This is a genomic window from Bacillus sp. FDAARGOS_1420, from assembly GCF_019344915.1.
GTDB lineage: Bacteria > Bacillota > Bacilli > Bacillales > Bacillaceae_G > Bacillus_A > Bacillus_A mycoides.
Genome location: NZ_JAHWJB010000002.1, coordinates 1,841,580 through 1,854,106 on the forward strand (window position 1 = coordinate 1,841,580; position 12,527 = coordinate 1,854,106).

Annotated in this window: 12 protein-coding genes and 1 other annotated feature; of the genes, 4 read left to right on the plus strand and 8 right to left on the minus strand. The window is 34.0% G+C overall.

Features of this window, described 5'->3' with window-relative positions; all coding sequences use genetic code 11:
* Nucleotides 1–376: 376 nt before the first annotated feature.
* Both I6L50_RS19595 and abc-f read right to left on the minus strand, forming a co-directional pair.
* Nucleotides 377–970: a GNAT family N-acetyltransferase gene (locus I6L50_RS19595; protein ID WP_219302516.1), complete on the minus strand. Its 594-nt coding sequence runs from the start codon at nt 968–970 to the stop codon at nt 377–379.
* 20 nt (nt 971–990) lie between these two features.
* Nucleotides 991–2,619: a ribosomal protection-like ABC-F family protein gene (gene abc-f, locus I6L50_RS19600; protein WP_219302518.1), complete on the minus strand. Its 1,629-nt coding sequence runs from the start codon at nt 2,617–2,619 to the stop codon at nt 991–993.
* Nucleotides 2,620–3,131: 512 nt separating this feature from the next.
* Between abc-f and I6L50_RS19605 the strand changes: the two genes are divergently transcribed.
* The gene (locus I6L50_RS19605; protein WP_219302520.1) at nt 3,132–4,121 is read left to right on the plus strand and encodes an aldo/keto reductase family protein; all 990 of its coding nucleotides are present in this window, start codon (nt 3,132–3,134) and stop codon (nt 4,119–4,121) included.
* Between the two features lie 116 nt (nt 4,122–4,237).
* On the opposite strand, the gene I6L50_RS19610 is transcribed toward I6L50_RS19605, so the two are convergent.
* The 4 genes from I6L50_RS19610 to I6L50_RS19625 form a co-directional block, all read right to left on the minus strand.
* The gene (locus I6L50_RS19610) at nt 4,238–5,137 is read right to left on the minus strand and encodes a LysR substrate-binding domain-containing protein (RefSeq protein ID WP_219302522.1); all 900 of its coding nucleotides are present in this window, start codon (nt 5,135–5,137) and stop codon (nt 4,238–4,240) included.
* 134 nt (nt 5,138–5,271) lie between these two features.
* Entirely contained in the window at nt 5,272–6,255 is a 984-nt protein-coding gene (locus I6L50_RS19615) for a sensor histidine kinase (RefSeq protein WP_219302524.1), read from the minus strand.
* Nucleotides 6,252–6,959, minus strand: coding sequence for a response regulator transcription factor (locus I6L50_RS19620; RefSeq protein WP_002127681.1), 708 nt, complete (start codon nt 6,957–6,959; stop codon nt 6,252–6,254). Before I6L50_RS19620 ends, I6L50_RS19615 begins: the two co-directional genes overlap by 4 nt.
* Nucleotides 6,960–7,080: 121 nt before the next feature.
* Nucleotides 7,081–7,995, minus strand: coding sequence for an acetamidase/formamidase family protein (locus tag I6L50_RS19625; protein ID WP_219302526.1), 915 nt, complete (start codon nt 7,993–7,995; stop codon nt 7,081–7,083).
* A 159-nt stretch (nt 7,996–8,154) separates the two neighbouring features.
* Here I6L50_RS19625 and I6L50_RS19630 point away from each other — a divergent pair, with 159 nt between their 5' ends.
* Nucleotides 8,155–8,583 (plus strand): cell wall hydrolase, encoded by a 429-nt coding sequence (locus I6L50_RS19630; RefSeq protein ID WP_002013108.1) that lies wholly within the window; start codon nt 8,155–8,157, stop codon nt 8,581–8,583.
* A 61-nt stretch (nt 8,584–8,644) separates the two neighbouring features.
* Here the strand turns inward: I6L50_RS19630 and lysS are convergent, their stop codons facing one another.
* Together lysS and I6L50_RS19640 are read right to left on the minus strand one after the other, a co-directional pair.
* Nucleotides 8,645–10,198, minus strand: a complete 1,554-nt coding sequence (gene lysS, locus I6L50_RS19635; RefSeq protein WP_219302528.1) for a lysine--tRNA ligase — start codon at nt 10,196–10,198, stop codon at nt 8,645–8,647.
* 83 nt (nt 10,199–10,281) lie between these two features.
* Nucleotides 10,282–10,538: a binding site (T-box leader), on the minus strand.
* Nucleotides 10,539–10,609: 71 nt separating this feature from the next.
* Nucleotides 10,610–10,780, minus strand: a complete 171-nt coding sequence (locus I6L50_RS19640; protein ID WP_078203372.1) for a DUF2197 domain-containing protein — start codon at nt 10,778–10,780, stop codon at nt 10,610–10,612.
* 141 nt (nt 10,781–10,921) lie between these two features.
* Between I6L50_RS19640 and I6L50_RS19645 the strand changes: the two genes are divergently transcribed.
* On the plus strand, nt 10,922–11,824 hold the full coding sequence (locus I6L50_RS19645; RefSeq protein ID WP_219302529.1) for an SMP-30/gluconolactonase/LRE family protein: 903 nt from the start codon (nt 10,922–10,924) through the stop codon (nt 11,822–11,824).
* Nucleotides 11,821–12,525: a class I SAM-dependent methyltransferase gene (locus I6L50_RS19650; protein ID WP_219302531.1), complete on the plus strand. Its 705-nt coding sequence runs from the start codon at nt 11,821–11,823 to the stop codon at nt 12,523–12,525. Before I6L50_RS19645 ends, I6L50_RS19650 begins: the two co-directional genes overlap by 4 nt.
* The last annotated feature ends 2 nt before the right edge of the window (nt 12,526–12,527 follow it).

A 12,527-nucleotide genomic window follows, 5' to 3' on the forward strand; every position in this document is an offset into this window, starting at 1 on the left:
CTTGTAAGATTTCTGAAAAAACTGATAACAAACCTATTTTCAAACTATAATTAACGATTATTCATCTTATAATATCTATATAGTAGTATGAAATACAATACTACTTATTTCTGGTTGCCAGGACACCTTGTAAACCTATTAAATATATAAATAAAAGTGAGTTTAAGAAACAATTATCATCATTAAAAGTTGCTGTATTCCTTGTATTCTTTATTAGCAACATAAAATATATTATAAAGAATAACTATAGAACTTCAAAACGATGAATAATAACTTATAATTCATAAGTATAATCCAAAAGTAAATAGTACATAAAAAAGCTTAGAGCTTTAGCTCTAAGCTTTTTTAAAATCATTTCATTCCATTATAACTCCTTTTAAAGAGCGATATTTTTTATCCACTCTGATTTGCTCAATAAATAATGATTATATAGTTGGTTTTCTATCGTCTGTTGGCTTATATAAGTAAATCCACATTTTTCAATAACTCTATTTGATGGTGCGTTGTTTATTAATGCAATTGCGTTAAGGACATCCACATTTGTATTTTCAAACAAATAGCCGATCAAGCCTTTTGTCGCTCTCGTTGCATAGCCATTATTATGATATTCACTTGAAACAGCATACATAATTTCTCTGTTCGGTGCAGGAAGCTCATCTTTCATACCTGTGCAGCACCATCCAATAAATTCATTTGTGGTTTTCTTAAATATTCCTAGTCTTAATATGTGATCATCTATGTTAGTCGTAGTTCTCACTGCATTAAGAAATGCTTTATTTTCTGGTATTTCATAATTTGCAACCCAATTAACCCTTTGTTCTTTCGTTGATTTCCAGTCTGGTAAAAACTGTTCTATTTCCGGTTGATTCGATATTTTATAAATACTCTCCGCATCTTTCACAGTAAACTCTTGCAAGTATATATCTCCACAGTCTATTCTAAATAAATTAGTCGAACTCTCTTCTCCCATGTTAATCCCCCTTAATTACATTAAAGCGCCTTAATCTGCTTCGTAAGTTCTATAAATCGTTCATCAAGTTCTTTATATTCTTTATCGTTAGAAGTCAAAAAGCTTAATTTACCTAATACTTCTTGTCTCTCTGTTTCTAATGTTAAACGAATCTCTTCAATTTCATCTCTTGTTTTCGTAGGTTCTTCTAGCTGCTTTTGTATCGTATTGTTTAAAAAGACAAGTTTTGTGTTAGTTGTTTTCTCCAGAAAATATCGATCGTGAGAAACGATAACGAGTGTTCCATTATACTCAGCTAATGTATTTTCAAGCTGTTCACGTGAAGGGAGGTCAAGGTGATTCGTCGGTTCATCTAAAATAAGTACATCTTTTTCCTCTAAAATATAAGTCATTAACTTGCATTTTACTCGTTCCCCCATACTCATATGCTCAATCGGCTCTTTCCATTGAGAAGCTTGGAATCCTAAATGTTTCATTAAATTTTGGACTTTTCCTCTTTCTTCAAATGTCTCTTTAAAAAATAAATCTTCTGGTGTTTTATCCAGTGGTAAATCAAATACTTCTTGTGTTAAATAACCGATGTTTGCAGATGGTGAAATCCATACTTCTCCTTGTACAGTTTCCGTTCCCATAATCATCTTCAGTAATGTTGTTTTTCCGCTACCGTTTGGTCCAACAATCGCAACCTTCTCACCGTGCTGGATTGTAAAATTAACGTTTTCAAATAATGTCTTTCCATGAAAGTCTTTTTTTAATTTCTTTACTTCTAAAAAGCGTTTTCCTACTTTTTTATTCGCTTGAATAGAGAACTCCACTGAATACTCTTCTTTCACACGTTCTACTTTCGTTTTCTCCAGCTCTTTTTCGAGACGTTTTCGTTTTGACTTCACTTGCGCATCCATTCGCTTCGCTTTTACACGATAAAACTCTTTAACTCCTTCTTGTTTTGTAGACTGTGCGTGTGCCTTTTGTGACCATGAACTTAATTCTTTTATATGTGTTTCTACTTGTTCTATCTTTTTTTGTTGTTTTTCATATTCACGTTGCTGCGTCATTCTTGTATGCTCACGTGCTTTCATGTAACTCGTATAATTACCGCTATGCTCAATTAGTTTCTTTTCCTCAATTGACCATATTTTCGTTGCGACAACATCTAAAAAGTATCGATCATGCGATACGACGATAACTGTACCATTCATATTTTTTATTTGCTTAATGAGAAATTCCGTACTCATCTCATCTAAATGATTTGTCGGTTCGTCTAATATTAATAAATTGGGATTTTCGGCAAATCCTTTTGCTAGTCGAACTTTCAGCTTTTCACCACCACTTAAAGTATGAAAATCATTCGTTGGCACGCTCCATTTCGCAAGAAGTTCTGCTTCTTTTGCAATCATATCATTACTAATAAAAGATTCTATTTCTTGTTCAACATATGCCGTTGTCATATTCATTTGCTGCCATTCAACATTCCCTTTTGATGGCTCAATCTTCTCATTTATTAATTGAAGTAATGTTGATTTACCAGCACCATTTTTGCCGATTAATCCGATAACATCCCCTTGTCTTACTGTAACATTCATTTTCTCTAACAAAGTGTTTTCCTTTACTTCAACATACACATCATTTAATTTTAATAGTTCTTTCATAATACCGATCCCTTTCATTAAGGGAGAATAAAAAAAATCCTCCCAAATAAATTTGGCAGGATTAGTCGTTAACATATTTATACCCAAATAAGCTATTACGCATAATAAATAGCAATACCGTTGTAAGGAAATTGGGCAGACTAATCCTATTTTTTATAAATTGAAATTTATTGAATTTCAACATTTAAAAATAAGATTAGTTAATCATCGTCCACCGATCATTCCTTTCCGTCGTTAGTAACCATATTGTACCATAGTAGTACTGTATGAGTAAATGCGATTATACGTGCTGTGAAAATGATTGCTTTCTTTTAGGTCTATTTATCTTCACTTCATATCGATCAGATACAAACAACATCTGTAGTACTACTGGCTTTAGGTTTCCTTAGTAGTAAACTTCTAAGCACTCCCTCTTATATAATTTTTATATAAATTTATCATTAATTATATATTATACATATTACATTTCAGTTCTTATAATAAAGATATCATTTTAAAAGGAGGATACTACAATGGAATTTAGCAAACTAGGAAACAGTGGATTAACAGTAAGTAAGATTGCATATGGGAACTGGATAAACCATGGCGGGAAAGTAAATGAAGATATTGCAAATGATTGTGTGAAAGCCGCACTGGATGTTGGAATTACAACGTTCGATACTGCTGATGTTTATTCGGACACGATAGCCGAGGAAGTACTTGGCCGATCTTTGAAAGGTATACGCCGAGAAAGTATAGAACTTTGTACAAAAGTATGCCATCCGACCGGACCTGGAAAAAATGATCGTGGATTATCGAGAAAACATATTATAGAAAATTGCAATGCATCGTTACAGCGGTTGCAGACAGACTACATTGATGTCTATTATGCACATAGATTTGACTCAACAACTCCCCTTGAGGAAACGATGTTAGCTTTTGCTGATCTTGTAAGACAAGGTAAAGTCCTTTACTTAGGCGTAAGTGAATGGACATCGGAACAAATCACCCGCGGTGCAGCGCTTGCACGAGAATTGAAAATTCCACTCATCGCTAGCCAACCTCAATACTCGATGTTATGGCGAGTTATCGAAACTGATGTAATACCAACGTGTCAACGTGAGGGACTTGGTCAAGTTGTATGGTCTCCCCTCGCACAAGGTATTCTCTCTGGAAAATATCAACCAGGTAAACCAATACCGACTCAATCACGTGCTAATTCAGATGCTGGTAAACCATTTTTCCACAAACTCGTGCAACGTTGGATGAGTGATGATGTACTCACTGCAATTCAGAAACTTAATCCGATCGCGCAAGAAACTAATCTTACCCTACCACAACTCGCAGTTGCTTGGGTACTACAAAATCCAGCTGTTTCCTCTGCAATTATTGGCGCTTCAAATCCTGAGCAAATAAGAGAAAACGTAATTGCTTCTAGTGTTAAATTGCAACCTGAAATTATGGATCAGATTGATAGTGTACTAAAAGGTTTCATTGAGTACGATCCGAGTAAAACAGGTTGAAACATCAGTGAATTCCTTTTTAAAAACCACAAAATATCTTTGTAGTCTGACTTTAAAATAAAAATAGAAGTTTTCCTATCCAACTTTCCCCCTGCCCATCCCATCAAGATGGGCCTTTACTTTTCAAATTCAAATTGTGAAGTCGTATAAACCTCTCTAACAACTGTTAAGAAGTTCTCTAATACGACAGATTTTTCATCTTGTCTCCATCCAACATATAAATTTATTTTCGGTGTATTTTCTTGAATGTCTTTATACATGACACCCGATTTTTTATAGCTTTCCACCGATGATGGAACTACAGAAATCCCCATCCCTGTAGCAACTAAATTCACAATCGTTTGCATTTGAATCGCTTCTTGAACAATATTTAAGCTGACTCCATGCTCCCAAAAGTAACTAATAATTAAATCATAAAAGTTTGTACCGAAATGACGGGGAAATAAAATAAATGGTTCATCAATTAATGATTTGATTGAAATGTTACGTAACGAAACTAAAGGATGATCTTCATGCAAAACCAATTTTAAACATTCCTCAGAACAAACTTCGGAAACTAATATTTCATTATTCTGCTTGGAACGAATAAATCCAATATGAATTTGTTTTTCATATAGCGCTTTTATTTGCTGGTCTGTTGTCATCTCACGTAATATAAGCTGAATTTTAGGAAACCGTTCTCGAAATGTTTTTAATATGTCTATAACGGTTTCTGTAGAATCGACAAAACCGATGATTAAATGTCCTGTCTTCCCTTCATCCACAAGCTGTGTTTCTTTAATAGTTCTACCTACTTGAAGCAACGTTTGCCGCGCACCTTCTAAAAATATTTTTCCAGCATCCGTAAGTTCAACCATTCTTTTCGTTCGATGAAAAAGTTGAACGCCCAATTCATCTTCTAATTTACGAATTTCTTGGCTTAAAGGAGGTTGTGCCATCCTAAGCCGTTCTGCTGCACGACTAAAGTTTAATTCTTCTGCCACTGTTATGAAATATCTCATTTTACGAATATCCATTTCAATCCCCCTACCATAACCGAATAATAAACAATTCGCTTTTACTTCTCTTAGGTAAATAATTCTTTATTCCCAAGTGGTACAAAACAAGGCTAAAAAACTTATCTCCAAAGTTCTTTAGCCTTGTTCACTTGTTACACATTAAAAAATATTATTCGTACAACGGTACCTTTATCAACTTCTGAATGGATTTCTACACTATGCCCTAATTGTTTCGTAATTTCATATACAAGATAGAGCCCCATTCCAGTTGATTCTTTAAAATCTCTACCGTTTTCTCCTGTAAAGAAGGGTTTGAATACTCTTGGTAAATCTTGCTTCGGTATCCCTACGCCACTATCGGTAATTTCAAGTACAACTGTATTACCTTCCTTACGTGCTTTCACTTTAATCTTTTCTCTACTACCTGATGAATATTTAATCGCATTCGATATTATTTGTCCAATTAAAAATTGTAACCACTTCGCATCACTTTCTACAGTAATACTCTTATCAATTTCAAGCTCTGGGTATACAAAATTCCGAATAAAAAAGCGTTTATGTTCATGCACGGAATCATTCACTATTTTATGTAGTTGTACTCTTTCTACATAAAAATCTTGTGTAAATGCTTCTAAACGTGCGACATACAGTGCCATCTCTAACCCCTTTTTCAACCTATCTGTTTCCTCATTAATACTTTCAAAACGTGAATCCACTTCATCTTGTGTAATTAATTCTATTACAGATAAAGGTGTTTTCATTTGATGAATCCACTGATTCATAAAGGTTAAATGATCATTATTTTTCCTCTCTTGTAACTGGAGCTGATTTTGATAATGTCGATATTGTACTTCGAGCAAATCTTGGAGAGCAGTAGATAAAACTGCAAAATCAGATTTTTGAACAGATTCATCCAAAGATTGCAACGGATTTGCTAAACGTTCATAAAAAGAACGATGTGTAAAATAACGAAATACTAAATAACTTACCATAAAAAAAGCACCTAAAAACATTGCATATAATGCCGTTGAAATATGATTATGCCCATCAAACCAATAAACTAAGAATATGGCTAGTAGTTGGATCGCAGTAAAACAAATAAGTGGTATATGATCACGTATAAATAACCTTATCATTTTTCCATACCATTATCCCAAGTAATATGTAATCTATACCCAACACTACGAATTGTTTCAATTGCTCCTTCAATTTGTAACGTTTTTAACTTTTTACGCACACGTGTTGTATTTACACTTAATGTATTGTCATCAACATAGGATTCACTATCCCATAATTTATTTAATAATACTTCCCTACTCACAACACGCGGATAGTTTTTCATTAACATCTCTAATAAAATGGCTTCGTTTCTCGTTATATCAATCTCTTGGTTCCTAAGTTTTAATACAAGTCTTTCGGGATATAAACTAAGACCTTGTTGCTCAATCATTCGTTCTTCTAGTTTCGGTGCATAGTCTCCATAAGCACGTCTTAAATGACTACGAATTTTCGCCATTACAACTTCATAATGAAACGGCTTCGGAATAAAATCATCGCCACCATTTTCTAACGCCATAACTTGATCCATCGTACCTTCACGGGCCGAAATAAATAAAATCGGACATGTGGAAACCCCGCGAATTTGACGACACCAATAGTAACCATCAAAACTTGGTAAATTAATATCTAATAAAACTAACTCCGGTTGTTCTTCTAAAAATATGTCTAACACATTTTGAAAATCCGTTACAATAATTCCTTGGTAACCGTATTTCGCAACATATGTTGATAATAGCTCCGCAATTTTCATATCATCTTCAACAATCATAATTTTAACCATCTCTGAACTCCTTTTTGATCCACAATCTCAAATATACTTATATAAATACTACCTCTTTTCACAAAATCCGTAAAATAGAAAAAGGATACTTTTATACAAAAGTATCCTTTTTCTATTTTTCTTATTTAATATGAAATGCATTTAGAGAAAATCCTAACTTCTCCACATATTCCCTTCCTAGTTCCATCCGCGCCGTTTTTAGTGGATCCACAACTTGGCAAATTTTTAAATTACCTGCTGCTGATAATAAAAGAGTTGCATCAGCTTTAGACATTTCTAATTCTTCATGTAAAAATGTCACCATATTACGTACAGCACGATTCGCTGCATCATCTAGCAATTTCTCTGAAGCAATCGTCATTATTTTTTCTTTTTGAATAGCCAATGGTAATGGCCATTTCTTTCCTTTTATAGTCTGAACAGTTACAGTTACCTCACCAGCAACCTCTACTCCACTAACACCAATTTCACCATCACCCATCGCAGCGTGTAAATCGCCTAATGCTAAAAGAGCACCAGGAACATTTACAGGTAATAATAACGTTGTACCTTCTTTGATTTCTTTACAATCCATATTCCCGCCGTGATCATGCGGTGTACCACATGAAATACTCTCTTCTTTCGGTGCAGTACCAATCACACCAATCATTGGATTAATTGGAATTTGCAGTTCATTTGAAAATGAAACATGTCCATTATGTATTGGGACAATTTTTACTGTATTTTCATTTAGCTCATCACCCATTACACCTAGGTTCGCACCTGTAGTTAAAACACCCTGCTCTGCAATTTTAATCTTTTCAATCGTTACGACTAATATATCACCAGGTTCTGCACCTTTAATATGTACAGGTCCGGTCGCTGGATTTATTCGATTCCAATCTAATTCTTGAAACACAACATCTTCAGAATTAATTTGATTTTCAAAGCAATCATATGTTTCAAATACAAGACGGCTCCCAATTTCTACTTCAATACATGGATTATTTTCTGGTGACATTGCGTAAATGATATGTTCTTTATGAATACGATGCATAGTACCTCTCCTTTTTCGTTTTTATCTTCTATATAATAATTAGCTTTTATCTGCATAAGCTCCTTTTTAAAATTAGTAGTTATTTTCAAGAAAAATGCACTTAGCTCATTTTGAAACATACACTCTTTACTATAACAGGTAAAGAAAGGTGGTATTACAATGCCCCTTATTCCATACAACGAAAGTGACGTTGATTTACTAGCACGTTTAATACGTGCTGAAGCTGAGGGCGAAGGACGACAAGGTGAACAACTTGTTGGATGTGTTGTAGTAAACCGTGTATTTTGTGATTGCTTAGATTTCAAACAACTTCGATCTGTGCGTGATGCAGTATATCAAAGCCCTGGCGGATTCGAAGCAGTTCAATACGGTTACTTTTATCAACGTGCCCGTGAATCAGAAAAAGAAATCGCAAGAAAAGTTTTACAAGGTGAATGGCGCTGGCCAGCACGATGGGCTCTTTGGTATTTCCGTCCAGTTGGAGCTTGTCCGCCCGAATGGTATAATCAGCCGTTTGCAGGACAATTTAAAAGCCATTGCTTTTACGAGCCTAGTGGCGATGAATGTCCAAAAATGTATTCAAGATAGTAAAAATTAAGCAACGCAAGTACTTATTCTATTGAGTACTTGCGTTGCTTTTAACTATATTTTAGAAATCTAATAATGTGACAAATTTTCTAGCGCCTACCACATGTATTAATAATGGTATACGTGGACCACTTGATTGATTCATAATGAGCCTATATAAAATGGTAAATAATTGTTTTTGATTTTCTTTCATTATTTTTTTATTTTCATGATGACAAATCGTATACAATTGCTCCATTAGTTTAGAATGATCGTTATTAGAACGAATTATTTTACAAACTTCTACTAGCCATTTTTTCTGCCGTTCATCTAATGTGTTATAAAACTCCGTATTTTTCTCTTTATTTACCGCAATTAATTTTTTAGATTGAAAGTTTCTTATCCAATACTCAGCACGATTACTTATCGCTATCATTTCAGGTAATGCATAGCTCCTATCTATTTTCTCTAATATATCTTGTAAAATAGATGAATCAAAATTTAATAATGGTAAAGTTCCTGCTACTTGATTAAACTTTGGATACTCTTTAAATCGGCTATCAAGTCTAGAAAGTTTAATTGCATCAAATAAATCTTCATTTTTGAGTGTTTTATTTTCATAACTATCCTTCAATCTCTCATACTCTGTATAATTGCGAATCACATCTTCATCAAGTCCAATATGAAAAGCTGCGCCGGGCCTATATTTTGCAAACATAAAAAGAATCACTTCTGGTACATACACTTTTAATAAGTCGCTAGGTGTAATACTATTCCCTGAAGAACTGGACATTTTTTCATGATGCCCTTTAATTCCAATGAAATCATAAGCAACGTATTGAGGGGCTTCACAATTGAATATTTTCCTTGCAATTTCTTTTGATACATTATAACTACCGGTTTCCGATGAATGATCTCTTCCGCCCGGTTCGAAAATAACATCCTCTATCATCCATCTCATCGGCCAATCGATTTTCCAATTCAGTTTCATTTGATTTGTATTTAATACGGATAATTTATTTTGATTTCCACATTCACAGTCATACCGAACTGTTTTTAATACTTCATCAAAATGTGTAATAGTTGTTGCATCTTTCCCACACCTCTCACAATATAACGTAACGGGGTAAAAGTTTTCTCTATCTTCTTCTCGGTGTATTCCTGTTTTAAAACCCATTAAAATATCATATATTTCTTTTCTTTTACACAAAGACTCTAATATGTTTTCGTTGTACCTTCCACTTCTATATTCAGCATGCTGATAAATAAATTCTACTTCAATTCCAAATGCTTGGAGCGATTCCTCAAACTCTTTTTCAAAATGATCCGCATATGAGTTATGACACCCATGCGGATCAGGGAGATCACAGTACGGCATACCAATGTATCTTCCAAAAGATGGATCAATATTTTTAGGAACTTTTCTAAACCTGTCATAGTCATCCCATGAAAAGATAAAACGAGTCTTTTTCCCTAAATCTTGCAGAGCCCTTACAACGAAATAAGTCGTTACTATTTCACGGAAGTTCCCAATATGAACAGAACCAGATGGACTAATTCCAGCTGCACAAACAAAAGTTTCTTTGTTTGGATGTTTTCTAATTAATTCATGTGCTACTTCATACGCCCAATGCATATGCCACTCACCTCAATTGTATTTTTATTTTCACATTTTCAGTTTTATACAACAAAAAAACTCCCACCCCCAAGATTATTCATCTTGAGGACGAGAGTTATTAACTTCGCGGTACCACCTCAGTTTGTTAATACGTCACCATATTAACCTTTTCAGGTACGGCAAAATATGCTTATACCCTATCTCTATAACGGGAGAACCCGTCGCACCATCCCTAAATTAATTAGTTCCTTGCGCAGCTCCAAGTCTTTTTTCATTAAGATGTATACCGCTCTTTCTCAGCTACCAGAGCTCTCTGTACGTATTCTTTCTTAACTACTCTTCTCTTCAATGCCATTTTAAATATTGATTTTTACATATGATAATTTATTATGCGTTTATTGTCAATTTTTTCTGAACAAAAATATAAAACTACCTAAAAAAACATTTTATCGCTTCTAATTGAATTCTGTGGCTACACTCATCACAACAATATGTCCCTTTCGGTTTCTCTTTAAATCGCTTATATTTTTCACTTCCTTCGTATACTCGGAATATATTTTTACACGAAAAGCAAACAATCTCATAAAACAGCATATGCATTTTCCTCACAGTGTTTATACATTTTTTTAATAACTTGAAAAGGTCTGTTTTCGACATTGCAAATCTTAATAATCTCTCACAAAAGGTTTACCTCTATTCTTATCGAATTATATAAATATCTTATAAAGCGAGGTGAACATCTTGTTCAGTAATATAGAATTAGTTTTAGATGCTAAAGCAAGTTTAGCTGAAGGACCATGTTGGAATGAAAAAAAGCAGCTTTTATACTGGGTTGATATTATGGAGAAAAAACTATGCATTTATACCCCCGCTAATAATTCAAACCGAGTGATTGCCCTCAATCAGCAAATCGGCTGCGTCGTTCCATATCTAGATGATGTAGTACTTTTAGCTCTAGAAAAAGGGTTTTATTCTTTTAATCTAAATACAGAAGAGCTTACACATATTTATGATCCTGAACCACATTTAATAGAAAATCGTTTTAATGACGGGAAATGCGATCCGGCTGGCCGCTTTTGGGCAGGCACTACTGACTTATATGGTATAAGTGGCGCCGGTTCCTTGTATTCTTTAAATAATAATCTCCAAGTAGAGAAAAAGGTATTACATGTAAATACATCAAACGGCATAGCATGGTCTCCTGACGATACATACCTTTATTTTATTGATACACCTACAAAAAAAGTAGTCCGTTTTCATTATGATATACATACTGGTGTAATTAGCAATCCAACAGATGTTATCATCTTCCCTGAAAATGAAGGTATACCCGATGGTATGACAATTGATGTAGAAGGTTGTTTATGGATTGCACATTGGGGTGGCTCGAAGATTACTAGATGGAATCCCTTTACTGGAAAACAGATTTTAAGTATTCCGATTCCTGCTTTATATGTAACGTCGTGTACATTTGGAGGACCTAATTTGACCGATTTATATATCACAACAGCCAGAACAAGAATGACTGATGCGGAATTAAAACAGTACCCACATGCTGGTGGTATATTTCGAATTCAAATGAATGTTAAAGGTTGTCCAACCTATTCATTTCGCCATGAAACTATTGGAGCTGAAACACTATGAACAGAATCGATTACATAAGACAAGAAGAGAAAAAGTATCACGATCTTTGCTATGAACAATATAAATTATTCGAAGCGGGATCTTGGCTTTTTAAACCTGTTAAAACAGTTATGGACATGCTGAACTATCTTGAAGAACAGAAAGACCTACAAATACTGGACCTTGGCTCTGGTGTCGGTAGAAACAGTATTCCGATTGCACAAAAAATTATGAATAGTGGCGGCACTGTTACTTGTATTGATTTACTTGATTCGGCTTTAATGAAGTTACAAGTTTATAGCAAAGAATATGATGTATTTGAATACATAAAAACGGAACAAGCAGCAATTGAAGACTACTATATTGCTCCTAATACTTATGACTACATCGTTGTAGTATCAAGTTTAGAACATGTTAGATCAATAGACGATTTTAAAAAAGTGCTTCACTCTATGAAAAATGGGACAAAGAGTGGTGGTATCAATTGTTTAATAGTTAACTCTAACATTCAAGAAATAGATTTAGAAACAGGAGAAGAATTAGATGCTTTAATTGAAATTAACCTTTCTACGGAAGAAATGATACGTACACTAAAAAGTGTTTATAACGAATGGAAAGAAGTAAAAGTTGAAATGAAAAATTTAGCGTATGATATTGTACGAAACGGTAAACACATTCAATTAAATACGAATGCGATTACTTTTGTCGTGCAAAAATTGTAGTT